Consider the following 25380-nt stretch of genomic DNA (forward strand, 5'->3'; position numbering starts at 1 on the left):
GCGTCGCCGCTGAATTTTCCGCCACGTTAGAATTGTCCTGCGTCAAAGTTCGCGGGCTGTCGGAGAGTCGTTAGCCAATGAGCATGTCATTGCGTGACCAGCTGCTGAAAGCCGGGCTGGTCAACGAAAAGCAGGCCAAGCAGGCCAGCAAGCAGAAGCAGAAACAGCAGCGCCTGGAGCACAAGGGCCAGGCCGAGAAGGACGATAGCCAGCGCCAGGTCGCGCTGCAGGCCCAGGCCGAGAAGCTGGCCCGTGACCAGGAGCTGAACCGCCAGCAGCAGGAGAAGGCCGAGAAGAAGGCCCGCGTCGCGCAGATCAAGCAACTGATCGAAGGCACCCGCCTGCCCAAGATGGAGGGCGACGACTACTACAACTTCGTCGACGCCAAGAAGGTCAAGCGCATCGCGGTGAACGCCCTGATCCGCGACAAGCTCAGCCGCGGCAGCCTGGCCATCGTCAGCTACGACGGGCGCTACGAGATAGTCCCGCGCGACGCCGCACTGCGCATCCAGGAGCGCGACGAGCGCCGCGTGGTGCTGCTCAACGAGCCCAGCGGCGAGCCGGACGAGGACGATCCGTACAAGGACTACGTGGTGCCCGACGACCTCATGTGGTGACACGGGCAGAAACGAAAAAGCCGGGCGGATGCCCGGCTTTTTTCGTTGCGGTGGCGCTTACGAGCCCTTGACCTGCTTGCCGTCGACGGTGCCGTCCTTGAGCATGATCTGGTACTCCTTGCCGTCGGTCTCCTGCTGGTACAGGCGCACGAGCAGGTAGTCCCAGTCCTTGGCGAACCAGAGGACGGTCTTGCGGTTGCTCTTGGTCGGGTCGCGCACGCGCTCGACCTTGATGGCGTCGATCTGGCCGGCCTGGGTGGCGACCTTCTCCTCGCCGAGCACGCGGAAGTCGTAGGTATCGGTGTCGGTACCCTCGATCACCTGGTAGCTCATGCTCTTCTTGCCGACGGCGACGTCATGCTGCAGCACCAGCTGGTAGGTGGACTTGTCGAGCTGGCCGCGGTTCAGCGGCAGGCGCACGGTGTCGCCGCGGTCGCTGCCGGTGACCTGTTTCTGCGCCCAGTTGAACTGCAGGTCGGTGGACTTGTTCTTGCCCAGGCCCTCGCGGGCCCAGTGGTAGGTCTGCGGCAGGTAGGTGTCGCCCTCGATCTTGAAGGAACTGTTCTCCTTCAGGCTGGCGAGCAGCATGGAGGCCTGGAAGTCGAGTTCCCAGCTGCCCCCGTCGCCTTGTTTGAGGCTGCGGGAAGCGGTCCCGCTCAGCGGCATCTGTTTCCAGTCCGCGGTGTAGCTGGCCTCGAACGGCTTGATCTGGAACGAGGCGGCATGGGCCGGCAACGTCAGCAGGGCCATCAGGAACAGCAGGACTCTACGCATCGCGAATCTCCTAGGTTCGGAACGGGTAGCCGGTGGCCGGCAGCGCCTGGCCATCCAGCATGGCGCCTCGCTCGCCCAGGCGCAAACGGCCTTCGGCGAACCAGCGCATGGCCAGCGGGTAGATCAGGTGCTCCTGCACGTGCACCCGCGCGGCGAGCGTCTCCGGCGTGTCTTGCGACTCTACCGGGATTGCCGCCTGTACGACCAGAGGGCCGCCGTCGAGTTCCTCGGTGACGAAGTGCACCGAGCAGCCGTGCTCGGCGTCACCGGCCTGCAGCGCGCGCTGGTGGGTGTGCAGGCCCTTGTACTTGGGCAGCAGCGAGGGATGGATGTTCAGCAGGCGGCCGTGGTAATGGCGCACGAAGGCCGGGCTGAGGATGCGCATGAAGCCGGCCAGGACCAGCAGGTCCGGGGCGTGGGCGTCGATGCGGCGGATCAGCTCGGCGTCGAAGGCTTCGCGGTCGGCGAAGCCCTTGTGGTCCAGGACCTCGGTGGCGATGCCGGCGGCGGCGGCGCGCTGCAGGCCGTAGGCATCCGCGCGGTTGGAAATCACCGCGCGGATGGTTGCCGGCGTGGCGCCGTCGGCCAGGCTGTCGATCAGTGCTTGCAGATTGCTGCCGGAGCCGGAAATCAGCACCACGACCTTGCAAGGATGGGACATCAGTGGCCTTTCAGGTTGTTCAGCACCACGCGCTCGGCGTCGGCGGCGCAGGCGTCGATACGGCCGATGACCCAGGGTTGCTCGCCGGAGGCGCGCAGCGAGGCGAGGGTGGCGTCGACCTGGTCCTGGGCGACGCAGATGACCATGCCCACGCCGCAGTTCAGCACGCGGTGCATCTCGTGCTCGTCGACGTTGCCTTTCTCCTGCAGCCAGTCGAACACCGCCGGGCGCTGCCAGCTGGCCACGTCGATGACCGCCTGGGCGTTGTCCGGCAGTACCCGCGGGATGTTGTCCAGCAGGCCGCCGCCGGTGATGTGGGCCATGGCCTTGACCGCGCCGGTCTGCTTGATCAGTTGCAGCAGCGGCTTGACGTAGATGCGCGTCGGCGCCATCAGCAGGTCGGCCAGGGGCTTGCCGCCCAGCTGGGTGGCCTCGATGTCGGCGCCGGCGACCTCGATGATCTTGCGGATCAGCGAGTAGCCGTTGGAGTGCGGGCCGGAGGAGGGCAGGGCGATCAGGGCGTCGCCGGCGACCACTTTCGAGCCGTCGATGATCTCGGCCTTCTCCACCACGCCGACGCAGAAGCCGGCCAGGTCGTAGTCCTCGCCCTCGTACATGCCGGGCATCTCGGCGGTTTCGCCGCCCACCAGGGAGCAGCCGGCCAGCTCGCAACCGGCGCCGATGCCGGTCACCACGGTGGCGGCGACGTCGACGTTGAGCTTGCCGGTGGCGTAGTAGTCGAGGAAGAACAGCGGTTCGGCGCCGCAGACCACCAGGTCGTTGACGCACATGGCGACCAGGTCCTGGCCGATGCTGTCGTGCTTGTTCAGGTTCAGCGCCAGGCGCAGCTTGGTGCCGACGCCGTCGGTGCCGGACACCAGCACCGGCTGCTTGTAGCCGGCCGGGATTTCGCAGAGCGCGCCGAAGCCGCCCAGGCCGCCCATGACTTCAGGACGCGCGGTGCGCTTGGCGACGCCTTTGATGCGTTCGACGAGGGCTTCGCCGGCGTCGATGTCCACACCGGCGTCCTTGTAGCTCAACGAGGGTTGCTTGCTGCTCATGTATCCAGGCCTGTAGATAGGAGTGATTCGTCTGCCGGCCGCGGCGCGAAGGATTCGCGGCGACCTCGCGGGAGGCGCGGGATTTTATCAGGCTTGCCCGGCAGCGGCCATCTCGCGCTGTTGCCGCTGACCGGAGGGCTGTTTAAGGTATAGGCCTTCCGGAGGGGCTTGCCAGGTGCCGTTCCCTTCCTTTTCCGTTCGTCGAGAGCCTGTCATGCGACTTACCGCCCGCCTGTTGATCCTCTGCCTGTCGTTGCTCGCCCTGCCGTCCTTCGCCGCCGCGCCGGGCGACCTCTACCAGGTGCACGAGCCGGTGGCCTCGCAGCAGCCGGACGAGCGCAGCGCCGGCCTGTCCCGCGCGCTGCAGACCCTGGTGCTGCGCCTGACCGGCGACCCCCGCGCCATCCAGAGCGGTGCGCTGGCCGGCTACTTCAAGGACCCGCAGCAGCTGATCAGCCAGTACGGCTACGAGAACGGCCCGCCGCTGGCCCTGGTGGTGGACTTCGACCCCACCTCGGTGAACAACGCCCTGCGCCAGGCCGGCCTGCCGGTCTGGGGCGCCAACCGCCCGAGCCTGCTGGCCTGGTGGCTGAACGAAAGCGCCGCCGGCAGCAGCCTGGTGGGCGACAGCCAGGAGGGCGCCGCGCCGCTCAACCGCGCCGCCCAGCGCCGTGGCCTGCCGCTGCTGCTGCCGATGGCCGACCTCTCCGAGCAGGGCGTGGGCACCGCGCAGAACATCACCGCGGCGCAGCCCGATGCGCTGCGTGCCGCCTCCGAGCGCTATTCCGCCGACGGCCTGCTGGCGGTCGACGCCAAGGAAGACGGCGGCAAGTGGCAGGCCCAATGGCGCCTGTGGCTGGGCGACTCCCGCGAGCAGGGCCAGGCCCAGGGCGACAGCCCGGACGCCCTGGCCGATGCCGTGATGCTGGCGGTCAGCCAGCGCCTGGCGCCGCGTTTCGTCGGCGCGCCGGGCGCGGCAAGCGCCCTGACCCTGCAGGTGCAGGGTGCCAACCTCGAACGCTACGCCCAACTGCAGAAGCTGCTCGACCCCATGGGCGCGAAGCTGCTGCTGGCCCAGGGCGACAACCTGCAATACCGCCTCAACGCCAGCCCCGACCAGCTGCGCGCCCAACTGGGCCTGGCGCACCTGCAGGAGGCCCCGGCCGAGCCGGCCCAGCCCGCGCTCGACGCCAACGGCCAGCCGCTGCCGGCGCAGCCCGCGGCGCCGAGCAACGTCATGCGTTTCCGCTGGTAGCGACGCCGCGGGTGGGCCTGGCGCCGGATTCGCAGTATGCTGCGCCTCCGGCGCCTTTTCGGATGCGCCAAAATGATGATTTGGTTACACTTTTGATCCGTACGGCTTCACTGTAAGCGTTTTCGAAGAAAAGCCCCGCCCGGCACATGAAACAACCTATGCAGCTCCCCCTGGGCATCCGCCTACGCGACGATGCCACCTTCGCCAACTTCTACCCCGGCACCAATGCCGCGGCGCTGGGGTATGTCGAGCGGCTGTGCGACTGCGACGCCGGCTGGGCGGAAAGCCTCATCTACCTGTGGGGCGTCGAGGGCGTGGGGCGCAGCCACCTGCTGCAGGCGGCCTGCCTGCGCTTCGAGCAGTACGGCGAGACCTCGGTGTACCTGCCCATGGCCGAACTGGTGCAGTATGGCCCGGCGATCTTCGACGACCTCGAACAGCTGGAGCTGGTCTGCCTCGACGACATCGAGGCCCTGGCCGGCCTGCCGGAGTGGGAGGAGGCGCTGTTCCACCTGTTCAACCGCCTGCGCGACGCTGGCCGCCGCCTGCTGCTGGCGGCCTCGATGCCGCCGCGCGAGCTGCCGGTCAAGCTGCCGGACCTGAAGTCGCGGCTGACCCTCTCGCTGATCTTCCAGCTGCACCCGCTGACCGACGAGGAAAAACTCCGCGCCCTGCAACTGCGCGCCTCGCGCCGCGGCCTGCACCTGACCGACGAAGTCGGGCGCTTCATCCTCACCCGCGGCGCACGCAGCATGGAATTCCTCTTCGACCTGCTGGACGAGCTGGACAAGGCCTCGCTGCAGGCGCAGCGCAAGCTGACCATTCCCTTCCTCAAGGAAACGCTGGGTTGGTAGGCCCCTTCGGGGAGCGGAAAGCCTCAAGCCAAAAGCTGCAAGTAGGGTGGGGCGTATAACCGTTCGCGGTTATACGCCGTCGTCTCGAGCGCCATGGCCACCCGGGTGGCGGATGAACCATCTGGTCGGCGGATAACGCTTCGCGTTATTCGCCCTACGGAGCCGTGGGCCACGGTATTTCTCCGGAGGAGCGGGTTCATCCGCGATTTCGCAGCGGGGCTCGGCCTATCGCGGACGGAGTCCGCTCCTACGACCGTGCTTCCCTGGAGCCGTAGGAGCGGACTCTGTCCGCGATGCCAGCCTCAATCCTCTCCAGTAGGGTAGGGCGTATAACCGTTCGCGGTTATACGCCGTCGTCTCGAGCGCCATGGCCACCCGGGTGCCGGATGAACCGTCCGGTCGGCGGATAACGCTTCGCGTTATTCGCCCTACGGAGCCGGGGGCCACGGTATTTCTCCGGAGGAGCGGGTTCATCCGCGATTTCGCAGCGGGGCTCGGCCTATCGCGGACGGAGTCCGCTCCTACGACCGTGCTTCCTGGAACCGTAGGAGCGGACTCTGTCCGCGATGCCAGCCTCAATCCTCTCCAGCAAGCTTGCGCTCGTACTGGAAGCGCCAGCGGGTGTAGAGCAGCGCAGCGCAGAACAGGCTGACGCTGAGCAGCACCTCGGCCCAGCCGTAGATGCGCTGGCCCGGTTCGAAGGTGTTGAGCACCCCGGTGATGAAGTACAGGTTCACCACGTAGCAGGCCCAGGCGTGGCCGCGGGCGCTACCGAGCAGCATGCCCGGGGCGATGATCAGCAGCGGCAGCAGCTTCAGCGCGGTCCACACCTTCGGCACCCAGTCCGGGGCGCCGTGGGCGTCGGTGAACAGCAGGCCCCAGATGAGGATCAGCAGGACCAGCGCCAGCAGGCTGCCCAGGCTCACCGCGCGGCTCGCGGCCAGGCGCGGGCGCAGGTGCTCGAGGGAGGGCAGGGGTTTCTTCTTGCGGGCCATTCAGCGCTCCAGTTTGCCGGCGACCTCGGCCAGGCGCTTGCCCAGCGCGCGGCACAGGGTGATCTCGTGTTCGTCCAGGGCGCGCTTGCCGTCGGCGCCGGCGAAGTGGCTGGCGCCATAGGGCGTGCCGCCGCCGCGGGTCTCCAGCAGGGCCGGTTCGCTGTAGGGGATGCCGGTGACCAGCATGCCGTGGTGCAGCAGCGGCAGCAGCATGGACAACTGGGTGGTCTCCTGGCCGCCGTGCAGGCTGGCGGTGGAGGTGAACACCGCCGCCGGCTTGCCCACCAGGGCGCCGGTCAGCCACAGGCTGCTGGTGCCGTCGAGGAAGTACTTCAGCGGCGCGGCCATGTTGCCGAAGCGCGTCGGGCTGCCCATGGCCAGGCCGGCGCAGTCCTTGAGGTCGTCCAGGGTGGCGTAGAGCGCGCCTTCCTCGGGCAGGTCCGGGGCCACCGCCTCGCACTCGGTGGACACCGCCGGCACCGTGCGCAGGCGCGCCTCCAGGCCACCCTGCTCGATGCCCCGGGCGATCTGCCGGGCCATCTCGGCGGTGGCGCCGTGGCGGCTGTAGTAGAGCACCAGGATGTAGGGCGCGCTCAAGGCAGGATCTCCAGCACCTTCTCCGGCGGCCGGCCGATCACCGCCTTGTCGCCGGCCACCAGGATGGGCCGTTCGATCAGCTTCGGATGGGCGGCCATGGCCTCGATCAGCTGGGCGTCGCTGAGCTGCGGGTCGTCCAGGCCCAGTGTCTTGTATTCCTCTTCGCCGGTACGCAGCAGCTGGCGCGCGCCTATGCCCAGCTTGCCGAGCAGCGCCTGGAGTTCGGCAGCGCTGGGCGGCGTCTCCAGGTAGCGCACGATGGTCGGGGCCAGGCCGCGCGCCTCGAGCAGTTCGAGGGCGCCACGGGACTTGGAGCAGCGCGGGTTGTGGAAAAGTGTCAGTTGGCTCATATCCATGGGCTCGCTGGGCCGTTAAAGTGGCGGCTATTCTAACCGCCTCCCGAGGGTTGGCTGAACCATCGGCGTTCGGCCGGGCCGGCGGCCCCGCGACTTAAGGACACAGCATGCACCCGCGCCTGCAGAACCTGATCGAGTTCTGGCGTTATCTCCTCCAGCGTTTCCGCGCCGACCGCGTCAGCAGCCACGCCGCCGCGCTGACCTACACCACGCTGTTCGCCGTGGTGCCGATGATGACCGTGACCTTCGCCATCGTCTCGGCAATTCCCGCCTTCGAAGGCATGGGCGAGCGCATCCAGCTGTTCATCTTCCACAACTTCGTGCCGTCCACCGGCGAGGCGGTGGAGACCTACCTGCGCGCCTTCATCGTCCAGGCGCGCCACCTGACCTGGCTGGGGGTGGCTTTCCTGGCGGTCACCGCGTTCAGCATGCTGGTGACCATCGAGCGCGTGTTCAATGAAATCTGGCGGGTACGCAAGCCGCGCCGCGGGGTGACGCGCTTCCTGCTGTACTGGGCGATCCTCAGCCTGGGGCCGCTGCTGCTGGGCGCCGGCTTCGCGGTTTCCACCTACGTCACTTCGCTGTCGCTGCTGTCCGGGCCCCATGCGCTGCCCGGCGCCGGCATGCTGCTGAAGTTCATGCCGCTGCTGTTCAGCGTGGCGGCCTTCACCCTGATCTACGCCGCGGTGCCCAACGCCCGCGTGCCGCCACGCCATGCCCTGGCCGGCGGCGCCCTGACGGCTTTCCTGTTCGAGGCGGCCAAGTCGCTGTTCGGCCTCTACGTCGGCCTGTTCCCCGGCTACAAGCTGATCTATGGCGCTTTCGCCACGGTGCCGCTGTTCCTGCTGTGGATCTACCTGTCCTGGCTGATAGTGCTGTTCGGCGCCGAGCTGGTCTGCAACCTGTCCTCGACGCGCCTGTGGCGGCGCAGGGCGTTGCCGCGGCTGCTGGTGCTGCTGGGCGTGCTGCGGGTGTTCTACGAGCGCCAGCGGCAGGGCGAGGCGACGCGCCTGGCCCACCTGCACCGGGCTGGCTGGATGCTGCCGGAGGACGAATGGGAGGAGATGCTGGCCTTCCTCGAACGCGAGCAGATGGTCTGCCGCTCGGGCGGCAGCGACGATACCTGGGTGCTCTGCCGCGACCTGGGCAGCTACAGCCTGCATCGCCTGCTCAACCGCTGCCCCTGGCCGCTGCCCTGCCTGGAAACGCTGCCGGACAGCCTGCCGGACGACTGGTACCCGCCGCTCCGCGAGGCCTTGCAGCGCTATCAGGCGGAGCGCGAGGCGCTGTTCGGCGGCAGCCTCGCAGAATGGTTGAGTCCGTCACATTCCAGGTGACGTAAAAGGTCAGTTTGCGGCGAAACGGAATGCCGGTAGCGGCGGGACGGGGATGGAAATGCGTGGAATCGCGGGCCTCGAAAGTTTGGCACGCTTCTGGCTATAGCCGGTTCAGGACAGTGGTGTTCCCCAGAAGTTCCGAGAAGGCCCGCATCTTCATGAACAAAGACCTGAACAAAGTCGTACACCTGCACCAGCGCGACCCGCAGAGCGCCCTGGAGCGGCTGAATAGAATCACCGGTCTGCAGTTCAGCAGCTGGCCGGAGTCCCTGCTGCCCAGCGTCCATGCCGCGCTCGAGGAGCAGGCTGCCGGCAGTGCCGAGCCCGTTGGCGAACCCGCCCGTCAGCTGGGCTGAAAGCTACGACAGCTGGCCGGCGTTGATCCGCTGGTCGCTGGCGATCTGTTCCACCGCCTGGACGAAGAGTTCTTCCACCGTCAGGCGCGAGAGTCCCACCGCCGAACGCAGCCTGATCTGCAGGTTGTCGATCCTGTACCGGTACGGTAGCCGCGCGATGCCCGACAGCAGTATGCGTCCGCTGGCATTGAGGGTGCCGTGGTCGATCACCACCTCGTGCTGCCGCTCGCCGTCGCCGTAGCAGGCCAGCAGCGTCACCGGCAGCTGGGCCATGCCCGGCACCTGCAGCCAGGCGGCGACGTTGTAGTCGCAAGCCCGGCCGCCGTTCCCCATGCCGAGGGGCCTGGCATTGGCCACGATGTGTTCGGGCACCCGGCTGACGATCTGATCCGTGGGCTGCATCGGTCTATTCCATGAATGGGCATCGGCCGGCGTACATTGCGCCAGCATGTTCTTCGACAGGGCGTGTAGGACATGCGGAAAGTAGATTTCCGCAAGCCTCGGCATTATAGGAAGCGTCAAGCCGGCAAAACGTGCATGTTGCCGATCCCGGCTGTGATCTGGTTCCCAATTGGCGACATCAGCCCAGCCGCAGCGGATGCCGGCTGACCAGTGGCGTGGTCAGGTTGGCCGTGGGCAGCGGGAGGATGGTCTGGTTGTCGAAACTGGCCAACTGCAGCCAGAGGTTCTCGCCCTCGACGAATTGCCCCTGGGGCAGCCAGATGCCGTGGTACCAGCCGTTGCCCGGTTCGGGGGTGCTCTGCAGGACCGCCGGGTGACGTTGTGCGTCAGGCGTGCGGCGCAGCCACGCCGGCCGTGGCAGGCCCTTGAGGAAGCGCAGGCCCAGGTGCAGGCCGTCGCCGTTGAGGTGGCGCCAGCGCACCATCGCCAGGATCGGCGAACCCGGCTGGTCGAGGATCAGCAGCAGTTGCCCGACCGGCAGGCGCTGCGCCTGGCTGCCCTGGCAGACGATGCGGGCCCCGCCGGGGCTGCAGTCGGCCATCTGCGCCTCGCAGCTGCTGGCGGCGCCAGCTAGCAGGTGGGCCTGGATGGCCGTCAGGCCGATCACCACCTGGCAGCTCGCCTGCTTCTCGGCGCGGGTATGGCGGCGCGGCTGGTGGCCCAGCCAGTGGGGCCGGACCCGCTCCAGCAACTGGTTCTCTGCCGCCGGGCGCAGGGGTGCCGGGTCGTGCAGGGCGATCAGCAGCGCGCCCAGTTCCAGGCGGCGCAGTTGTTCGGCCGGTGCCGCGGGCTTCTGGTCGAAGCCCAGGCAGGGGCGATCGTCGCCCAGGTCCACCAGGTAGCCGTCCTGTTCCTCTTCCTCGTCGTCCCAGTCCTGCAGCCGGGCCAGGCCGGCCAGCGGGGCGAGGGCGCTGAACAGGTGTGGCGCCTCGCCCTCGGTGAGGTGGAAGGGGTTGCTCAGCGCCAGCAGCAGGGACTGCTGGTACAGGCCCCGCAGGGTGCCGGCCGGGGTGGGTTCGAAGGCGGCGGCGATGGGTTCGTCGAGGCACTGCTGGTACTCGCCTATCCAGTACAGCAGGTGGCTGTCGCGCCACAGCGAGCCCGGCGGCTGCTGGTACTGCTGGTAGTGGCGCAGCAGGGCCTGGGCGAGGAAGTGCTCGGCCATGTACAGGCACCAGGCCAGGTGCGGGCGCGAGGGCTTGTGGCCGTTGAGTATCTGCAGCAGCAGGCGCTTGAAGCCGGCGGCCAGTTCGCCGCACAGGTGCACGAAGAGCGCCGGGGGCGCCTTCTCGGCGCGGATCAGCCGGGTGTAGTGGCGATATTCTTCGGCGAGGCTTTGCAGCGCGCGCTGCCTTTCCAGTAAGGTCAGGGCGCAACGGTTGAGCCGGAAGAGGACGCCCAGGCAGTGCTGCAGACCTTCGTGCAAGGGCAGCCGCCGGGCTTGCGCCAGTCCTGCCGCCAGGTTGCTCGCTGCGTCGCCGTTGTCTTCCAGGATGTCCGGCACTTCCAGGCGCAGGGCTGAGAGCATCATGACCACCCCGCATACACGAGGACTGAAGGCATGGGAGTACGGCTCCGTTTTGTCAGTGGACTGTTGGCCGGCCTGATCCTGGCCGGCTGCTCGGCGGATTACGGCGTCGATCAGTATGGAAAGAAGGTACCCACAGCAAGCCTAGATGGCCAGTGGCTAGTCATCAATTACTGGGCCGACTGGTGCGTGCCCTGCCGCAAGGAAGTGCCCGAGCTCAATCGCCTGGCGGAGGACAATCGGGACAAGGGCGTGCGGGTGCTGGGCGTCAACTACGATGGCCTGCGTGACGCCGAGCTGAGCAAGGCCGCGCAGGACCTGGGCATCCGCTACACGGTGCTGGCCGACGACCCGGCGCCGCGCTTCAAGTTGCCGCACAGCGAGGCGCTGCCGGTGACCTACATAGTCGACGCCAAGGGCCAGGTGCGCGAGCGCATGCTGGGCGAACAGACGGCCAGCGGCGTACAGGCGCGCCTGCTGGCCCTGCAGGAGGAGAAACGCTGATGGCGAGAATCTGCATGCATGGCTTTGTCAGTGGGTACGTGCAGGGTGTCTATTACCGCCAGGGCACCCAGGAGCAGGCCGACCGGCTGGGCATCGACGGCTGGGTGCGCAACCTGCCCGATGGGCGGGTCGAGGTGCTGATCGAGGGGGAGGAGAGTGCCGTCCACGCGCTGCGCGAGTGGCTGCACCAGGGGCCGGAGAAGGCCCAGGTGACGGACGTGGCGTTGCAGGACATGCCGGCCCAGGGCATCACCGGCTTCATCGTCCGGCGTTGAACCCGGCGCCGGCGCCCGATGCGCCGGCGCGGGCTCAGTTGTTGGCGCCGGGGTCCGCAGCCAGGCGGCCGGCGTCGCTCAGCAGGTGCTGGAGGAATTCCTTCTGCAGCTCCGGATCGTTGCGCGTCAGCTCGATCAGGCTCTGTTCCAGCTCGCTGGCTTCCTCTTCCAGGCCGAGGTCGGACAGGCGCTTGACGCGGTGCACCCAGTGCTGCACGTCTTCGCCTTCCAGGTCGTCGTAGATCAGCGCGTGGGCTTCGTGCAGCTTGCCCCGCAGCGTCGGGCTGACCAGCAGGCCGGCTTCGGCATGGGCACTGTCCTGGGCATCGCGTACGCTCAGTTGCAGGCGCCCGGCGCGGTACACGGCGTCGTCGCTGAAGGGGCTGTCCAGCAGGTTCAGGCGCAGGATGCCGTGGCGGTCGGTCAGCAGTTCCTGGGTTTCCTTGCCCACGCTCACCTGCACCGGACGCTCGGCCCAGGGCAGGCTGGAGTACTCGGTGTGCCTGTTGCGCCGCTGCTCGTCGATGCTGGCCAGGTTCTGCTCGGCGCGGCCGTTGGACTGCACGTTCATGAACGGGTTCATGCCGTCGATGCCGTAGCTGATCCAGCCGCGGGTGACGCTTTCCGGCAGGTTGCCCAGGGCGAACACGTTGACCACGTTGGCGCCGATGCCGGCGACGAAGGTCACCGCGCCCAGCGGCACTTCGTAGAATTCGCGCCAGCCCTGGTAGGGCGTGTAGCGGTCGTAGCGGCGGGTGACCTCGAAGGTGGTGACCTCGAAGGTCTTCTGCTCCTGCACGCGCACGCGGCGCTGCGGCAGCTGCAGGACGCCGGGCTCGCCGACGTCGATCTGCAGGCTGTGGTCGAGCAGCTTGCGCTCGACGCGTTCCTCGTGCTCGCTGCGCTGCGACATCTGGTTGGCGCAGCCGCTCAATGCAAGGCTGCCGCACAGGGCGGCAACCTTGAGGGTGGTGCTTCGGGACATCGCGCTGCTCAGTTGCCGATCTTCGCCTTGAGGAAGTCCATGACATCGGCCACGGCGACGTTCTGCGACTCGCTGTCGCGACGGCCCTTGTACTCCAGGGTGCCTTCGCCCAGGCCGCGGTCGCTGACCACGATGCGGTGCGGGATGCCGATCAGCTCCATGTCGGCGAACTTCACGCCGGGGCTGGTCTTCTTGTCGCGGTCGTCCAGCAGCACCTCGTAGCCGGCGGCGGTCAGCTCGGCATAGAGCTTGTCGGTGGCCGCGCGCACGCTTTCGGTCTCGTACTTCAGCGGCACGATGGCGACCTGGAAGGGCGCCAGGGCGGCCGGCCAGAGGATGCCGCGCTCGTCGTTGTTCTGCTCGATGGCCGCGGCGACCACGCGGGATACGCCGATGCCGTAGCAGCCCATGATCAGGGTGACCGGCTTGCCCTGCTCGCTGAGCACGGACAGGCCCATCGCCTCGCTGTACTTGGTGCCGAGCTGGAAGATGTGGCCGACCTCGATGCCGCGGCGGATCACCAGGGTGCCCTTGCCGTCGGGGCTGGGGTCGCCGGCGACGACGTTGCGCAGGTCGGCGACTTCCGGCAGCGGCAGGTCGCGTTCCCAGTTCACGCCGAAGTAGTGCTTGTCGTCGAGGTTGGCGCCGATGGCGAAGTCGCTCATCAGGGCCACCGAGCGGTCGACGATGCAGGGCAGCGGCAGGTTCAGCGGGCCGAGGGAGCCGGGGGCGGCGCCGATGGCGGCCTTGATCTCGGCTTCGCTGGCCATCTGCAGGGGGCTGGCGACCAGGGGCTGGTTGGCGGCCTTGATCTCGTTCAGCTCGTGGTCGCCACGGACCACCAGGGCGACCAGCTTGCCTTCCTCGGCGCCACGCACCACCAGGGTCTTGATGGTCTTCTCGATGGCCAGGCCGAACTTCTCCACCAGGTCGGCGATGGTCTTGGTGTCCGGGGTGTCGACCAGGCGCAGTTCCTCGGTGGCGGCGCCGCGCACGGTTTCACGCGGGATGGCCTCGGCCTTCTCGATGTTGGCGGCGTAGTCGGAGCTGTCGCTGAAGACGATGTCGTCCTCGCCGGAGTTGGCCAGCACGTGGAATTCGTGGGAGCCGCTGCCGCCGATGGAGCCGTTGTCGGCCTGCACGGGGCGGAAATCCAGGCCCAGGCGGGTGAATATCTTGCAGTATGCCGCGTACATGCCGTCGTAGGTCTGCTGCAGCGATTCCTGGTTCATGTGGAAGGAGTAGGCGTCCTTCATGATGAACTCGCGGCCGCGCATCAGGCCGAAGCGCGGACGGATCTCGTCACGGAACTTGGTCTGGATCTGGTAGAAGTTGATCGGCAGCTGCTTGTAGCTGGACAGTTCGTTGCGCGCCAGGTCGGTGATCACTTCTTCGTGGGTCGGGCCGACGCAGAACTCGCGGTCATGGCGGTCCTTCAGGCGCAGCAGCTCGGGGCCGTACTGCTGCCAGCGGCCGGACTCCTGCCACAGCTCGGCGGGCTGCACGGCCGGCATCAGCACTTCCAGGGCGCCGGCGGCGTTCATTTCCTCGCGGACGATGGTCTCGGCCTTGCGCAGCACCCGCAGGCCCATCGGCAGCCAGGTGTACAGACCCGAGGCCAGCTTGCGGATCATGCCGGCGCGCAGCAGCAGCTGGTGGCTGATCACCACGGCATCGGCAGGGGTTTCTTTCAGGGTGGACAGCAGGTACTGACTGGTACGCATGGTTGGCCGTTATTCGATAGCGAGGAAAAGAAAGGGACGGGGCATTGTACGGTGCGTGCCCAGCGCCGTACAGGGCGCGGCCGGGGGAGCCGGATATCGCGGCGGGACGAGGCGCGGAAAAGGAAAAGCCCGGCGCGGGGCCGGGCTTTTCTTGACCTGCGGTCGTTCCGGTTACAGAACGGACAGCGGGTAGTCGACGATCAGGCGGAACTCGTTGTTGTCGCCTTCGGCCTGGTCGGTGTTGGCGCGGTGCCAGGCTTGGCGGATGCGGAAGGACAGGTCCTTCGCCGGGCCGCTCTGAACCACGTACTTGGCTTCCAGGTCGGTTTCGTGGTGCTTGCCGTCTTCGCCGTAACCGTAGGCTGCATACACGCTGGTCGGGTCGATGTGGGTGCCATCGATATCCTTACCAGTGATGTAGCGGGTCATGAAGGTCAGGCCGGGTACACCGTATTCAGCCATGTTCAGGTCGTAGCGAGCCTGCCAGGATTTTTCGCCCGGGCCGTTGAAGTCGGAGTACTGGACGGAGTTGGCGAGGAAGATCGAGTCGCCGCCGGCGTTGTTGTCGCCTACGCCGAGGTAGTCGAACGGGGTATCGCCGTTGACCTTCTGGAAGGCCAGGGTGAAGGTGTGTGCGCTGAGGGTGTAAGCGGCCGCCAGCGAGAAGGTGTTGTTGTCGATGTCGCCTGCTTTCGCGCTGCCGGAATCGGTGGTGCGATAGTAGTTGAAATCGAAGCCCAGGGACTGATCGTCAGCGATCGGCAGGGTGTAGTTCAGGTTGGTGTAGTACTGGTTCCACACGTCCTTGAACTTGGAGCCGTACAGCGAGGCGCTGAAGTTGTCGGTGAAGGCGTACTTGCCGCCAACGAAATCGACAGTGCGGGCGTCCAGGTTTTCGTCACCGTACCAGGCGTAGGTAGCGGTCAGCTTGCCGTCGCGGTTGGTGGTGTCCTGGCCGGTACCGGAATAGTAGTGACCGGCTTCCAGGTCGAGGCCCTGGATTTCGCTGCTCATCAGGCTGATGCCGCTGGCGGTTTGCGGCAGCAGACGGGTACCGCCGACGGCGAATACCGGAGCGGTCGGCTGCATGTCACCCAGTTTCAGCTCGGTTTTGGATACGCGAATCTTCAGCGCAGCGCCGGCCTTGCCGAAGGAGTCTGCTTTTTCGCCGTCATCATGGACCGGCAGGTTGCCGGTGCCGCCATAACCGCTGCCGCCATCGAGTTTCAGACCCAGATAGCCGAAGGCGTCAACACCGAAACCTACGGTACCTTGGGTGAAACCGGAACTGAAGTTACCCCAGAAGCCCTGGGTCCAGTCGCGCTGGTCAGTGCTACCGTTCTTGTTGTCACGGTTGAAGTAGTAGTTGCGGACCAGGAAGTTCAGGCTGCTGTCTTCGACAAAGCCTTTGGACTCCGCTTGATCGCTGACGAAGGCTTCGGCCATGGCCAGTTGCGAGGTGGCTGCAGAAATCGCCAGGGCAATGGCGCTCCACTTCATCACTTTCATCGTGATTGCTCCTTTGGTTTTGAAATTATCTGCCATCACTTATGTGCCGCGGTGACGGCTCGTTCTTCTTGTCGGCGCTAACTTATAGCACGCGTGTTGTCTTGGCGATAGTTGCCGGAAACTTCAAACGGTTTCTTTATGGCACTGTCGCAAACATGTATGACAAGTGTCGCTTCCAAGTAGGTCTCATCTTGAGAATCTGGTTATGCGACGACTTGACGCTCGCTTGTTTTATTTCCCCTTGGTGGTGTCGCGTATCTTCTGGTTGTTTTTTGTTCAATTGCGATCCGCGCTTTTGTTGTTCTTCCCGGTGGCGAGCATCTAGCAACATCCGTGCTCAAAAGCCGTTTCGGCTCCGCGAAGGTTTCGCCATCGCTCCGGATGCTGCACGGTGTATGCCGTTGGCGCGCGGATTTCAAGATGTTGCGGAAATATTTGCGACTTCTCCTACACGCCCGGCGCTTGTCCGGGGTTGCAGGTTCGTTCGAGAAGCCGGGGTTTTCCTGCCAGGTTCCTTTCAGTAGACAGCAGATGCCTCTGCTTCCCTGTTGTCGGAAAGTGCCCCGATTTGGCGCAGTGCACGAATAGGGTGCCGCGCAACTGCGCCGTGGCTGCCGTTCCGCGCCTGCCTCTAGTATCCTGCGCGCCCAGCGCCCCGAGGGGGCTAAGCTTCCCTTCAAAGACTGGTCGAACAGGAGAAGTCAGATGTTCGTCTTGGATTCCCGCCTGCAGCAGGACACCATCGCGCTGGGCGACTTTCCCCTGAGCCGCCTGCTGCTGATGAACGATGCGCAGTACCCCTGGTTCATCCTCGTGCCGCGCCGCGCCGATGTCAGCGAGATCTTCCAGCTGGCGCCGGACGAGCAGCAGGAGCTGTGGCGCGAGGCCACCCACCTGGCGGAAGTGCTCAAGGACACCTTCAAGGCCGACAAGATGAACGTCGCCAACCTCGGCAACGTGGTCAGCCAGCTGCACATGCACGTGATCGTGCGGCGCCGGGACGACGCGGCCTGGCCGGGCCCCGTCTGGGGCCGGCACCCGGCGCGCCCCTACACCGCCGAGGAACTGCTGGCGGTGCGCGGCAAGCTGCGCATGGCGCTGGGCGACGGCTTTCGTTTCGAGGAGTGAATGCCATGAACCTTGAAGAGCGGGTGACCGACCTGGAGAGTCGCCTGGCGTTCCAGGACGATGCCCTGCAGACGCTGAGCGACGTGGTCTACGAGCAGGAGCGCCTGATCGAGCGCCTGCGTCTGCAGATGCAGGCGCTGCTCAAGCGCCTGGACGACCTGCAGGGGCAGGTCGGTATCGCCGAGGACGAGGCGCCGCCGCCGCACTATTGATGGTGGTCGTGGGTGGCGTAATGCCGTTTATGTGGGGTGTTGTGTCTGGTGTCTGCCGGTGGGAGTGGGTTTTGGGGTTGAGCCCGCTCCCTCTCCCCAACCCTCTCCCGCAAGCGGGAGAGGGGGCTGTCCCGAGCAAGCGGATAACGCAGCGTCAGCCGGCAAGTCCGTAGGGCGAATAACCGTTCGCGGTTATCCGCCGCCGTCCGTGCCACCGGGGTGTCCGGCGTGGCCGGGGAGTCCAATCGCGGACAAAGTCCTACCCCGCCACCGCTGTCCCACCTGTAGGAGCGCGCCCTGCGCGCGATTCGCGGGCAGGGCCCGCTCCTACAATTGGGCGACATGTGAGACGCGAATTTCGATCCAGTCACTCCCGCGAACGACGGAGCCCAGAAGACGGTTGCCCCTACGATCGTGCTTCCTGGAACCGTAGGAGCGGACTCCGTCCGCGATTTGGCGGATAACGCCGTAGGCGTTATGCGCCCTACGGGTTTCCAGCGAAACCTCCGCGCGCACCGGAACGCCCCTTCAGAAGGCCGAGCGAAACCGGCGCTCAGGAGGTCATGCGACATGGATGTCGCGAGAGCCCCGATGGGCTACAGGGACGTACCCTCGGGGCGGGCCTCCGTGGCGGGGGAGTTCGCGAGGGTAGCCCGGCTCCATCGGGCCCGTATGCGGGGCAAGCCTTCTTGGTTACTTCTTTGGCGTTTGAAAGAAGTGACTCGCCCGAGGGGGCGAAACGAGAGACATCCGAGCACTCGGAGCGGCGCGTTACACCCAAGCCCGACATCCTTGGGTTTCCGCATTCGCGGGAATGACGAGGGGCGGAGCATGAGGTCGGGACAAGGGACGAAGGCCCTGCGAGCAGAACCATGACCCCACCCCACATGAAAATGCCGTTTCCCCATAAGAAGAAACGGCATCCTGTTTTAAGCAAACAGCATTACACCCATCAACGGGCTTCCGCGTTTCTGCTTGCCCGTCAGCGGCGGCCGGGCAGGGCGGCGATCACGTCCTCCGCCTGCAGGCCCTTGTCGCGTTGCACCACGGAGAACTCCACGCGCTGGCCCTCGATGAGGATGCGGTGGCCTTCGCCGCGGATGGCGCGGAAGTGCACGAAGATGTCCTCGCCGGTGTCGCGGGAGATGAAGCCGAAGCCCTTGGAGGTGTTGAACCACTTCACGGTGCCGGTCTCGCGGTTCTCGTCGCTGATCGGGGCTTCGGGCTCTGCGCTCGCGCTGGGGCGCTTCTGCAGCCGGCCGGCGAGTTGCAGGACCACGGCGATGGCGAGGATCAGCAGGGGCAGGACGATGGCGGGCTGGTCGCCGATGGAGGGCAGCGGGGCCAGCAGGATGAGGATCTGCAGGACCACGGCCAGGGCGATCAGCGCCGATACCAGGCTCTGCAGCTGTTGTACCCGCTGGCTGGCGGGGGTGAGCAGCAGGGCGGTCAGGCCGAGCAGGGCCAGGTAGACGGCATCGGCATTTTGCAGGTAGGGGATGGCATCGGCGCGCAGCGAAGGCGCGAAGGACAACACGAGGGCGGCAACGCCCGTCAGCAGGTGGACGATTTTCAGCATGTTATGGATTCACCTTGAGCGGTAAGCGTAAAGAGAAGCAGCCGGTCGGGCGGTCTGGTTCGCAGCGATGAAGATGACCTGAAAGAGGCCGGCAGCCTATGCGCGGTACGCACGGGCGGTATTTAACAGCAAACCGGTAACCTTCTCAAATCAACCGCTTAGCGCCTTGGGCGGGGGAGGTGAGCCCGGCGTGATGCCGGGCTCGGTGGGGTGGTTTCAGTGGGCAAGCAGGCTGCGCAGCATCCAGGCGGTCTTCTCGTGGACCTGCATGCGTTGCGTCAGCAGGTCGGCGGTGGGTTCGTCGGATGCCTGGTCGGCCAGCGGGAAGATGCTGCGCGCGGTGCGCACCACGGCTTCCTGGCCCTGGACCAGCAGGCGGATCATTTCCTGGGCGTCCGGCACGTCCTGCTCTTCCTTTATAGAGGAAAGGCGGGCGTAGGCGGCGTAGGTGCCCGGCGCCGGGAAGCCGAGGGCGCGGATGCGCTCGGCGATGCCGTCCACCGCCAGGGCCAGTTCGGTGTACTGCCCCTCGAACATCAGGTGCAGGGTGTTGAACATCGGCCCGGTGACGTTCCAGTGGAAGTTGTGGGTCTTCAGGTAGAGGGTGTAGGTATCGGCCAGCAGGCGCGAGAGCCCTTCGGCGATGGCGGCGCGGTCCTGTTCGGCGATGCCGATGTCGATTTCCATGGCGTCTTCCTCTTGGTGAAAATTCCTGGTCAGGCTATCACGCACGCGGGTGCGCCCATCCTGGTTTGAATCAAAGCATCCGATAGTCGATTTCTATCAGGGGCTGCGACGCGGCCGCCGCCGGAGGGCGGCTGCAAGTCATGGTTTTTTCAGGCTATAATCCGCGCCTTTGCCGCGGGATGCGGGCCCGCGGCCAGATAGCAGCCAAGGTGTCCCGATGCCGATTTACGAATACCAGTGCCGTTCCTGCGGCCATCAGCTGGAAGCCATGCGGAAGCTCAGCGATGCGCCGCTGGTCGATTGCCCGGCCTGCCAGGCCCCGGAATTGAAGAAGATGGTCTCCGTCCCCGGTTTCCGCCTGAGCGGCGGCGGCTGGTACGAAACCGACTTCAAGACCGGCGCGAAGAAGAACCTGGCGTCCGCCGAGTCCGCCTGCCCCGCCACGGGCTGCGGCTCGGGCGCCTGTGCCGCCGGCGAATGAGCGGTTCCCTCGAATCCAAGACTTGCGAGAAGCGAAACACACCATGATGCGCAGCCACTATTGCGGCCAATTGAACGAGAGCCTGGACGGCCAGGAAGTCACGCTTTGCGGTTGGGTGCACCGCCGCCGCGACCACGGCGGGGTGATCTTCCTCGACATCCGTGACCGCGAAGGCCTGGCCCAGGTGGTGTTCGACCCCGATCGCGCGGAAACCTTCGCCAAGGCCGACCGCGTGCGCAGCGAGTACGTGGTGAAGATCACCGGCAAGGTGCGTCCGCGTCCGTCCGGCGCGGTCAACGCGAACATGGCCTCCGGCGCCATCGAGGTGCTGGGCTACGAGCTGGAAGTGCTGAACCAGGCTGAGACGCCGCCGTTCCCGCTGGACGAATATTCCGATGTTGGCGAGGAAACCCGCCTGCGCTACCGCTTCATCGACCTGCGCCGCCCGGAAATGGCCGCCAAGCTGAAGCTGCGTGCGCGCATCACCAGCAGCATCCGCCGCTACCTGGACGACAACGGCTTCCTCGACGTCGAGACGCCGATCCTCGGCCGCCCGACCCCCGAGGGCGCGCGCGACTACCTGGTGCCCAGCCGCACCTACCCGGGCCACTTCTTCGCCCTGCCGCAGTCGCCCCAGCTGTTCAAGCAACTGCTGATGGTGGCCGGCTTCGACCGCTACTACCAGATCGCCAAGTGCTTCCGCGACGAGGACCTGCGCGCCGACCGCCAGCCGGAATTCACCCAGATCGACATCGAGACCAGCTTCCTCGACGAGAGCGACATCATCGCCATCACCGAGAAGATGGTGCGCCAGCTGTTCAAGGAAGTGCTGGACGTCGAGTTCGACGAATTCCCGCACATGCCCTTCGAAGAGGCCATGCGCCGCTACGGTTCGGACAAGCCGGACCTGCGCATCCCGCTGGAGCTGGTGGACGTCGCCGACCAGCTGAAGGACGTGGAGTTCAAGGTCTTCTCCGGCCCGGCCAACGATCCCAAGGGCCGCGTCGCCGCCCTGCGCGTGCCGGGCGCCGCCGCCATGCCGCGCAGCCAGATCGACGACTACACCAAGTTCGTCGGCATCTACGGCGCCAAGGGCCTGGCCTACATCAAGGTCAACGAGCGCGCCAAGGGCGTCGAGGGCCTGCAGTCGCCGATCGTCAAGTTCATCCCCGAGGCCAACCTGAACGTGATCCTCGATCGCGTCGGCGCCGTGGATGGCGACATCGTGTTCTTCGGCGCCGACAAGGCGAAAGTCGTCTGCGACGCCCTGGGCGCCCTGCGCATCAAGGTCGGCCATGACCTCAAGCTGCTCACCAAGGAGTGGGCGCCGATGTGGGTCGTGGACTTCCCGATGTTCGAAGAGAACGACGACGGCAGCCTGACCTCGCTGCACCACCCGTTCACCTCGCCCAAGTGCAGCCCGCAAGAGCTGGAGGCCAACCCGGCCAGCGCGCTGTCCCGCGCCTACGACATGGTGCTCAACGGCACCGAGTTGGGCGGCGGCTCCATCCGTATCCACGACAAGGGCATGCAGCAGGCGGTGTTCCGCGTGCTGGGCATCGACGATGCCGAGCAGGAAGAGAAGTTCGGCTTCCTCCTGGACGCCCTCAAGTACGGCGCGCCGCCCCACGGTGGCCTGGCCTTCGGCCTGGACCGCCTGGTGATGCTGATGACCGGCGCCGCGTCGATCCGCGAAGTGATCGCCTTCCCGAAGACCCAGAGCGCCGGCGACGTCATGACCCAGGCGCCGGGCACCGTGGACGGCAAGGCCCTGCGCGAGCTGCACATCCGCCTGCGCGAGCAGCAGAAGGCCGCCGAGTAATTCCAGATGAACCGCGGCGGCGCAACCCCTGCGCCGCCGCCGCAACAAGCTAGACGGAGTGAGTTATGGCTGGTCATTCCAAATGGGCCAACATCAAGCACCGCAAGGAGCGTCAGGACGCCAAGCGCGGGAAGATCTTCACCAAGCTGATCCGCGAACTGACGGTCGCCGCCAAGCAGGGCGGCGGCAACCCGGCTGACAACCCGCGTCTGCGCCTGGCCGTGGACAAGGCGCTGACCGCCAACATGACCCGCGACACCATCGACCGCGCGATCGCCCGTGGCGCGGGCTCCAACGACGCGGACAACATGGAGGAGCTGACCTACGAAGGTTACGCGCCCAGCGGCGTGGCGATCATCGTCGAGGCCATGACCGACAACCGCAACCGCACCGCGGCGGAAGTGCGCCATGCCTTCAGCAAGTGCGGCGGCAACCTCGGCACCGATGGCTCGGTGGCCTACATGTTCGACCGCAAGGGGCAGATCAGCTTCGCCCCCGGCGTCGACGAGGATGCCCTGATGGAGGCGGCCCTGGAGGCCGGCGCCGACGACGTGGTGACCAACGACGACGGCTCCATCGACGTCTTCACCAGCTTCGCCGACTTCATCGCGGTGAACGAGGCGCTGACCGCCGCCGGCTTCAAGGGCGAGGAAGCGGAGATCTCGATGATCCCCTCGACCACCGCTACCCTGGACCTGGAGACCGCGCAGAAGGTGCTCAAGCTGATCGACATGCTCGAGGACCTGGACGACGTGCAGAACGTCTACTCCAACGCGGACATCCCCGAAGAGGTGATGGCGCAGCTTGGCTGACGCCATCCCCGACAGGGGCCTCGGGCCGGAAGCCGGAGCCGTCGGATTCGACCGCTCCGGCTTCCTGCTTCTGGTTTCCGGCATATGACCCTGATCCTAGGCATCGACCCCGGCTCGCGCATCACTGGCTTCGGCGTGGTGAGGGACACCGGCCGCGGCTGCGAATACGTCGCCTCCGGCTGCATCCGCACCGGCAGCGGCGCCCTGCATGAGCGCCTGCAGATCGTCTTCCGCGGCGTGCGCGAGGTCATCCAGACCTACCACCCGACCATGATGGGCATCGAGCAGGTGTTCATGGCGCGCAACGCCGACTCCGCGCTCAAGCTCGGCCAGGCCCGCGGCGCGGCCATAGTGGCGGCGGCGGAGGAGGGGCTGGAGATCGCCGAATACACCGCCAGCCAGGTCAAGCAGGCCATCGCCGGTACCGGCGGGGCCGACAAGCTGCAGGTCCAGATGATGGTCATGCACCTGCTGAAGCTGACGCAGAAGCCGCAGATCGACGCCTCCGACGCCCTGGCCATCGCCCTGTGCCACGCCCACACCCGGCAGAGCCTGGTGCCCCATGGCCTGACGACGGCGCGCCGTCGCGGCGGGCGCCTGCGTCTGTAACCGACAACCTGCAAGGACCCTGAGCCGTGATTGGACGCCTGCGTGGCACCCTGGCGGAAAAGCAGCCGCCGCACCTGATCCTCGACGTCAACGGCATCGGCTACGAGCTGGAAGTGCCGATGACCACCCTTTATCGCCTGCCCGCCCTCGGCGAGCCGGTGACCCTGCACACGCACCTGGTGGTGCGCGAGGACGCCCACCTGCTCTACGGCTTCGCCGAGAAGCGCGAGCGCGAGCTGTTCCGCGAGCTGATCCGGCTCAACGGCGTCGGCCCCAAGCTGGCGCTGGCCCTGATGTCGGGCCTGGAAGTGGATGAGCTGGTGCGTTGCGTGCAGGCGCAGGATACTTCCACCCTGGTGAAGATCCCCGGGGTCGGCAAGAAGACCGCCGAGCGCCTGCTGGTGGAGCTCAAGGACCGCTTCAAGGCCTGGGAGAACATGCCGACCATCGCCCCCCTGGTGACGGAACCGAAACTGGCCGCAACAGTCTCAAGCGCCGAGGCGGATGCCGTCAGCGCGCTGATCGCGCTAGGCTTCAAGCCCCAGGAGGCGAGCCGCGCCGTGGCCGCCGTGGAGGAAAAAGATTTGTCCAGCGAAGAACTCATCCGCCGCTCGCTCAAGGGCATGGTCTGATCCATGATCGAGACCGATCGCCTGATTTCGGCCGCCACCGCCGGCCCTCGCGAGCGCGAGGAACAGCTGGACCGCGCCATCCGTCCGCTGAGCCTGTCCGACTACATCGGCCAGCCCAGCGTGCGCGAGCAGATGGAGCTGTTCATCAGCGCCGCCCGCGGCCGCAAGGAGGCCCTGGACCACACGCTGATCTTCGGCCCGCCGGGCCTGGGCAAGACCACCCTGGCGAACATCATCGCCCAGGAGATGGGCGTGGCCATCAAGAGCACCTCCGGCCCGGTGCTGGAGCGCCCCGGCGACCTGGCAGCGCTGCTGACCAACCTCGAGCCGGGCGACGTGCTCTTCGTCGACGAGATCCACCGCCTCTCGCCCATCGTCGAAGAAGTGCTGTACCCGGCGATGGAAGACTTCCAGCTCGACATCATGATTGGCGAAGGGCCGGCGGCGCGCTCCATCAAGCTCGACCTGCCGCCCTTCACCCTGGTCGGCGCCACCACCCGCGCCGGCATGCTGACCAACCCGCTGCGCGACCGCTTCGGCATCGTCCAGCGCCTGGAGTTCTACAGCGTCGACGACCTGGCGACCATCGTCGCCCGTTCGGCCGGCATCCTCGGCCTGGACATGGACCCGGCCGGGGCCTTCGAGATCGCCCGCCGCGCCCGTGGCACGCCGCGCATCGCCAACCGCCTGCTGCGCCGCGTGCGCGATTTCGCCGAGGTGCGCGCCAGCGGCGCGATCAGCAGCGAGGTGGCGGACAAGGCGCTGAACCTGCTGGACGTCGACGAGCGTGGCTTCGACCACCAGGACCGGCGTCTACTGCTGACCATGATCGACAAGTTCGACGGCGGGCCGGTGGGGCTGGACAACATCGCCGCGGCCATCGGCGAAGAAAAACATACGATCGAGGACGTGCTGGAGCCCTATTTGATCCAGCAAGGCTATATCATGCGCACGCCGCGGGGACGGGTCGTCACCCGGCATGCCTACCTGCATTTCGGTCTGAAACTGCCGAAGCGGATGGGGGAGGATGCGATGCCGGATCTTTTCTCGTCTGAAGATGGTAATTAATTGCATTTGTGGCTGATTGCCGATTGGCAAAGCCCCAACTTGGTTCTAGAGTATGCGCGCGCAACACGGGGGTCAGCCGTTCGAGCATCGATTCCGGGTCTATTACGAGGACACCGATGCGGGCGGCATCGTCTACTACGTCAACTACCTCAAGTTCATGGAGCGGGCTCGCACCGAGCGGCTGCGGGCTCTGGGCTTCGCCCAATCCCAGCTGGCAGGTGAGAACCTGCTTTTCGTCGTTCATTCGGCCGAAGCGCGCTACCACGCGCCGGCCCGTCTGGACGACGAGCTGGTCGTCAGCGCCGAGGTCGAGGAGTTGAACCGCGCGAGCCTGCGTTTCCGTCAACAGGTTCGTCGAGCGTCGGATTCGGCCTTGCTATGCGAAGGCCGCTTCCTGGTGGCGTGCGTACGGGCTGACAACCTCAGGCCCCGCGCCATCCCCGAAGTGTTGCGTGCGGCATTTGCCGGCACTCCGGACACCCTTTCAGCAGGAGAATAAC

At 66.4% G+C, this 25380-nt stretch carries 29 protein-coding genes and 1 pseudogene; 16 read left to right on the forward strand and 14 right to left on the reverse strand.

The window, feature by feature from the left end; translation table 11 throughout:
* Positions 1-77: 77 nt before the first annotated feature.
* Positions 78-617, forward strand: coding sequence for a DUF2058 domain-containing protein (locus tag PKO50_RS05750; protein ID WP_109935659.1), 540 nt, complete (start codon positions 78-80; stop codon positions 615-617).
* 57 nt (positions 618-674) lie between these two features.
* Here PKO50_RS05750 and PKO50_RS05755 read toward each other — a convergent pair whose 3' ends face one another.
* The 3 genes from PKO50_RS05755 to purM are packed head-to-tail and all read right to left on the reverse strand — an operon-like array spanning position 675 to position 3113.
* Entirely contained in the window at positions 675-1391 is a 717-nt protein-coding gene (locus PKO50_RS05755) for a DUF3108 domain-containing protein (RefSeq protein ID WP_275629104.1), read from the reverse strand.
* A 10-nt stretch (positions 1392-1401) separates the two neighbouring features.
* Positions 1402-2052 (reverse strand): phosphoribosylglycinamide formyltransferase, encoded by a 651-nt coding sequence (gene purN, locus PKO50_RS05760; protein WP_275629105.1) that lies wholly within the window; start codon positions 2050-2052, stop codon positions 1402-1404.
* The gene (purM, locus tag PKO50_RS05765; RefSeq protein ID WP_275629106.1) at positions 2052-3113 is read right to left on the reverse strand and encodes a phosphoribosylformylglycinamidine cyclo-ligase; all 1062 of its coding nucleotides are present in this window, start codon (positions 3111-3113) and stop codon (positions 2052-2054) included. Before purM ends, purN begins: the two co-directional genes overlap by 1 nt.
* A gap of 214 nt (positions 3114-3327) precedes the next feature.
* Here purM and PKO50_RS05770 point away from each other — a divergent pair, with 214 nt between their 5' ends.
* Entirely contained in the window at positions 3328-4368 is a 1041-nt protein-coding gene (locus PKO50_RS05770; RefSeq protein WP_275629107.1) for a DUF2066 domain-containing protein, read from the forward strand.
* A gap of 146 nt (positions 4369-4514) precedes the next feature.
* Positions 4515-5222 (forward strand): DnaA regulatory inactivator Hda, encoded by a 708-nt coding sequence (gene hda, locus PKO50_RS05775; protein ID WP_009616904.1) that lies wholly within the window; start codon positions 4515-4517, stop codon positions 5220-5222.
* Positions 5223-5797: 575 nt separating this feature from the next.
* Here hda and PKO50_RS05780 read toward each other — a convergent pair.
* The 3 genes from PKO50_RS05780 to arsC are packed head-to-tail and all read right to left on the reverse strand — an operon-like array spanning position 5798 to position 7164.
* A complete protein-coding gene (locus PKO50_RS05780) occupies positions 5798-6217 on the reverse strand; it encodes a DUF2069 domain-containing protein (protein WP_109935654.1) in 420 nt (139 codons plus the stop codon).
* Positions 6218-6814 carry an NAD(P)H:quinone oxidoreductase gene (wrbA, locus tag PKO50_RS05785; RefSeq protein WP_009616906.1) on the reverse strand — a complete coding sequence of 199 codons (597 nt, stop codon included), beginning with the start codon at positions 6812-6814 and terminating at the stop codon, positions 6218-6220.
* Positions 6811-7164: an arsenate reductase (glutaredoxin) gene (gene arsC / locus PKO50_RS05790; RefSeq protein ID WP_109935653.1), complete on the reverse strand. Its 354-nt coding sequence runs from the start codon at positions 7162-7164 to the stop codon at positions 6811-6813. The genes wrbA and arsC overlap by 4 nt, the downstream gene beginning before the upstream one ends.
* 113 nt (positions 7165-7277) lie before the next feature.
* On the opposite strand from arsC, the gene PKO50_RS05795 reads away from it, so the two are divergent.
* Positions 7278-8507 carry a YihY family inner membrane protein gene (locus tag PKO50_RS05795; RefSeq protein ID WP_109935652.1) on the forward strand — a complete coding sequence of 410 codons (1230 nt, stop codon included), beginning with the start codon at positions 7278-7280 and terminating at the stop codon, positions 8505-8507.
* A gap of 158 nt (positions 8508-8665) precedes the next feature.
* Positions 8666-8863: a hypothetical protein gene (locus tag PKO50_RS05800; RefSeq protein ID WP_109935833.1), complete on the forward strand. Its 198-nt coding sequence runs from the start codon at positions 8666-8668 to the stop codon at positions 8861-8863.
* Positions 8864-8866: 3 nt separating this feature from the next.
* On the opposite strand, the gene PKO50_RS05805 is transcribed toward PKO50_RS05800, so the two are convergent.
* Both PKO50_RS05805 and PKO50_RS05810 read right to left on the reverse strand, forming a co-directional pair.
* Positions 8867-9265: a hypothetical protein gene (locus PKO50_RS05805; RefSeq protein WP_275629108.1), complete on the reverse strand. Its 399-nt coding sequence runs from the start codon at positions 9263-9265 to the stop codon at positions 8867-8869.
* 178 nt (positions 9266-9443) lie between these two features.
* The gene (locus PKO50_RS05810) at positions 9444-10856 is read right to left on the reverse strand and encodes a PilZ domain-containing protein (RefSeq protein ID WP_109935650.1); all 1413 of its coding nucleotides are present in this window, start codon (positions 10854-10856) and stop codon (positions 9444-9446) included.
* A gap of 30 nt (positions 10857-10886) precedes the next feature.
* On the opposite strand from PKO50_RS05810, the gene PKO50_RS05815 reads away from it, so the two are divergent.
* The gene (locus PKO50_RS05815; RefSeq protein ID WP_109935649.1) at positions 10887-11357 is read left to right on the forward strand and encodes a TlpA disulfide reductase family protein; all 471 of its coding nucleotides are present in this window, start codon (positions 10887-10889) and stop codon (positions 11355-11357) included.
* Positions 11357-11632 carry an acylphosphatase gene (locus tag PKO50_RS05820; RefSeq protein ID WP_109935648.1) on the forward strand — a complete coding sequence of 92 codons (276 nt, stop codon included), beginning with the start codon at positions 11357-11359 and terminating at the stop codon, positions 11630-11632. The genes PKO50_RS05815 and PKO50_RS05820 overlap by 1 nt, the downstream gene beginning before the upstream one ends.
* Before the next feature lie 34 nt (positions 11633-11666).
* Here the strand turns inward: PKO50_RS05820 and PKO50_RS05825 are convergent, their stop codons facing one another.
* The 3 genes from PKO50_RS05825 to PKO50_RS05835 all read right to left on the reverse strand — a co-directional run bounded on the left by PKO50_RS05825 (position 11667) and on the right by PKO50_RS05835 (position 15850).
* Positions 11667-12617 carry a hypothetical protein gene (locus tag PKO50_RS05825; RefSeq protein WP_275629109.1) on the reverse strand — a complete coding sequence of 317 codons (951 nt, stop codon included), beginning with the start codon at positions 12615-12617 and terminating at the stop codon, positions 11667-11669.
* Between the two features lie 8 nt (positions 12618-12625).
* Positions 12626-14341 carry a proline--tRNA ligase gene (locus PKO50_RS05830; RefSeq protein ID WP_109935646.1) on the reverse strand — a complete coding sequence of 572 codons (1716 nt, stop codon included), beginning with the start codon at positions 14339-14341 and terminating at the stop codon, positions 12626-12628.
* A 171-nt stretch (positions 14342-14512) separates the two neighbouring features.
* Complete coding sequence (locus PKO50_RS05835; protein ID WP_275629110.1) at positions 14513-15850, reverse strand: OprD family porin; 1338 nt, start codon at positions 15848-15850, stop codon at positions 14513-14515.
* A gap of 705 nt (positions 15851-16555) precedes the next feature.
* On the opposite strand from PKO50_RS05835, the gene PKO50_RS05840 reads away from it, so the two are divergent.
* Positions 16556-16978: an HIT domain-containing protein gene (locus PKO50_RS05840; RefSeq protein WP_089394045.1), complete on the forward strand. Its 423-nt coding sequence runs from the start codon at positions 16556-16558 to the stop codon at positions 16976-16978.
* Between the two features lie 5 nt (positions 16979-16983).
* Positions 16984-17190, forward strand: a complete 207-nt coding sequence (locus tag PKO50_RS05845; protein ID WP_089394044.1) for a SlyX family protein — start codon at positions 16984-16986, stop codon at positions 17188-17190.
* A gap of 982 nt (positions 17191-18172) precedes the next feature.
* Here PKO50_RS05845 and PKO50_RS05850 read toward each other — a convergent pair.
* The 3 genes and pseudogenes from PKO50_RS05850 to PKO50_RS05855 form a co-directional block, all read right to left on the reverse strand.
* Entirely contained in the window at positions 18173-18403 is a 231-nt protein-coding gene (locus PKO50_RS05850; protein ID WP_134163507.1) for a cold-shock protein, read from the reverse strand.
* A gap of 60 nt (positions 18404-18463) precedes the next feature.
* Positions 18464-18769 (reverse strand): annotated as a pseudogene (locus PKO50_RS34065) (cold shock domain-containing protein membrane protein); the annotation flags it as partial.
* Positions 18770-18985: 216 nt separating this feature from the next.
* On the reverse strand, positions 18986-19456 hold the full coding sequence (locus PKO50_RS05855; protein ID WP_275629111.1) for a Dps family protein: 471 nt from the start codon (positions 19454-19456) through the stop codon (positions 18986-18988).
* 217 nt (positions 19457-19673) lie between these two features.
* On the opposite strand from PKO50_RS05855, the gene PKO50_RS05860 reads away from it, so the two are divergent.
* From PKO50_RS05860 to ybgC, 7 genes are all read left to right on the forward strand, one after another.
* The gene (locus PKO50_RS05860; protein WP_109935641.1) at positions 19674-19937 is read left to right on the forward strand and encodes a zinc ribbon domain-containing protein; all 264 of its coding nucleotides are present in this window, start codon (positions 19674-19676) and stop codon (positions 19935-19937) included.
* Positions 19938-19980: 43 nt separating this feature from the next.
* Positions 19981-21759: an aspartate--tRNA ligase gene (gene aspS / locus PKO50_RS05865; RefSeq protein ID WP_275629112.1), complete on the forward strand. Its 1779-nt coding sequence runs from the start codon at positions 19981-19983 to the stop codon at positions 21757-21759.
* A 65-nt stretch (positions 21760-21824) separates the two neighbouring features.
* On the forward strand, positions 21825-22571 hold the full coding sequence (locus PKO50_RS05870) for a YebC/PmpR family DNA-binding transcriptional regulator (protein ID WP_009616929.1): 747 nt from the start codon (positions 21825-21827) through the stop codon (positions 22569-22571).
* Between the two features lie 84 nt (positions 22572-22655).
* Entirely contained in the window at positions 22656-23180 is a 525-nt protein-coding gene (gene ruvC, locus PKO50_RS05875) for a crossover junction endodeoxyribonuclease RuvC (RefSeq protein WP_089394039.1), read from the forward strand.
* Between the two features lie 26 nt (positions 23181-23206).
* On the forward strand, positions 23207-23812 hold the full coding sequence (gene ruvA, locus PKO50_RS05880; RefSeq protein WP_043267535.1) for a Holliday junction branch migration protein RuvA: 606 nt from the start codon (positions 23207-23209) through the stop codon (positions 23810-23812).
* 3 nt (positions 23813-23815) lie between these two features.
* Entirely contained in the window at positions 23816-24880 is a 1065-nt protein-coding gene (ruvB, locus tag PKO50_RS05885; protein ID WP_109935638.1) for a Holliday junction branch migration DNA helicase RuvB, read from the forward strand.
* A 52-nt stretch (positions 24881-24932) separates the two neighbouring features.
* Positions 24933-25379 (forward strand): tol-pal system-associated acyl-CoA thioesterase, encoded by a 447-nt coding sequence (ybgC, locus tag PKO50_RS05890; RefSeq protein ID WP_074981475.1) that lies wholly within the window; start codon positions 24933-24935, stop codon positions 25377-25379.
* The last annotated feature ends 1 nt before the right edge of the window (position 25380 follow it).

The sequence above is a fragment of the Pseudomonas sp. 273 genome (assembly GCF_029201425.1).
GTDB classification, from domain to species: Bacteria; Pseudomonadota; Gammaproteobacteria; order Pseudomonadales; family Pseudomonadaceae; genus Pseudomonas; species Pseudomonas delhiensis.

Coding starts and splice junctions, on each gene's coding strand:
- PKO50_RS05825 (WP_275629109.1), bottom strand. CDS start 12,617: ATGTCCCGAAGCACCACCCTCAAGGTTGCCGCCCTGTGCGGCAGCCTT.
- PKO50_RS05815 (WP_109935649.1), top strand. CDS start 10,887: ATGGGAGTACGGCTCCGTTTTGTCAGTGGACTGTTGGCCGGCCTGATC.
- ybgC (WP_074981475.1), top strand. CDS start 24,933: ATGCGCGCGCAACACGGGGGTCAGCCGTTCGAGCATCGATTCCGGGTC.
- PKO50_RS05770 (WP_275629107.1), top strand. CDS start 3,328: ATGCGACTTACCGCCCGCCTGTTGATCCTCTGCCTGTCGTTGCTCGCC.
- PKO50_RS05830 (WP_109935646.1), bottom strand. CDS start 14,341: ATGCGTACCAGTCAGTACCTGCTGTCCACCCTGAAAGAAACCCCTGCC.
- arsC (WP_109935653.1), bottom strand. CDS start 7,164: ATGAGCCAACTGACACTTTTCCACAACCCGCGCTGCTCCAAGTCCCGT.
- PKO50_RS05805 (WP_275629108.1), bottom strand. CDS start 9,265: ATGCAGCCCACGGATCAGATCGTCAGCCGGGTGCCCGAACACATCGTG.
- PKO50_RS05795 (WP_109935652.1), top strand. CDS start 7,278: ATGCACCCGCGCCTGCAGAACCTGATCGAGTTCTGGCGTTATCTCCTC.
- ruvB (WP_109935638.1), top strand. CDS start 23,816: ATGATCGAGACCGATCGCCTGATTTCGGCCGCCACCGCCGGCCCTCGC.
- PKO50_RS05860 (WP_109935641.1), top strand. CDS start 19,674: ATGCCGATTTACGAATACCAGTGCCGTTCCTGCGGCCATCAGCTGGAA.
- aspS (WP_275629112.1), top strand. CDS start 19,981: ATGATGCGCAGCCACTATTGCGGCCAATTGAACGAGAGCCTGGACGGC.
- PKO50_RS05835 (WP_275629110.1), bottom strand. CDS start 15,850: ATGAAAGTGATGAAGTGGAGCGCCATTGCCCTGGCGATTTCTGCAGCC.
- PKO50_RS05750 (WP_109935659.1), top strand. CDS start 78: ATGAGCATGTCATTGCGTGACCAGCTGCTGAAAGCCGGGCTGGTCAAC.
- purM (WP_275629106.1), bottom strand. CDS start 3,113: ATGAGCAGCAAGCAACCCTCGTTGAGCTACAAGGACGCCGGTGTGGAC.
- PKO50_RS05855 (WP_275629111.1), bottom strand. CDS start 19,456: ATGGAAATCGACATCGGCATCGCCGAACAGGACCGCGCCGCCATCGCC.
- PKO50_RS05870 (WP_009616929.1), top strand. CDS start 21,825: ATGGCTGGTCATTCCAAATGGGCCAACATCAAGCACCGCAAGGAGCGT.
- hda (WP_009616904.1), top strand. CDS start 4,515: ATGAAACAACCTATGCAGCTCCCCCTGGGCATCCGCCTACGCGACGAT.
- PKO50_RS05845 (WP_089394044.1), top strand. CDS start 16,984: ATGAACCTTGAAGAGCGGGTGACCGACCTGGAGAGTCGCCTGGCGTTC.
- PKO50_RS05810 (WP_109935650.1), bottom strand. CDS start 10,856: ATGATGCTCTCAGCCCTGCGCCTGGAAGTGCCGGACATCCTGGAAGAC.
- PKO50_RS05840 (WP_089394045.1), top strand. CDS start 16,556: ATGTTCGTCTTGGATTCCCGCCTGCAGCAGGACACCATCGCGCTGGGC.
- purN (WP_275629105.1), bottom strand. CDS start 2,052: ATGTCCCATCCTTGCAAGGTCGTGGTGCTGATTTCCGGCTCCGGCAGC.
- PKO50_RS05780 (WP_109935654.1), bottom strand. CDS start 6,217: ATGGCCCGCAAGAAGAAACCCCTGCCCTCCCTCGAGCACCTGCGCCCG.
- PKO50_RS05755 (WP_275629104.1), bottom strand. CDS start 1,391: ATGCGTAGAGTCCTGCTGTTCCTGATGGCCCTGCTGACGTTGCCGGCC.
- PKO50_RS05820 (WP_109935648.1), top strand. CDS start 11,357: ATGGCGAGAATCTGCATGCATGGCTTTGTCAGTGGGTACGTGCAGGGT.
- ruvC (WP_089394039.1), top strand. CDS start 22,656: ATGACCCTGATCCTAGGCATCGACCCCGGCTCGCGCATCACTGGCTTC.
- PKO50_RS05800 (WP_109935833.1), top strand. CDS start 8,666: ATGAACAAAGACCTGAACAAAGTCGTACACCTGCACCAGCGCGACCCG.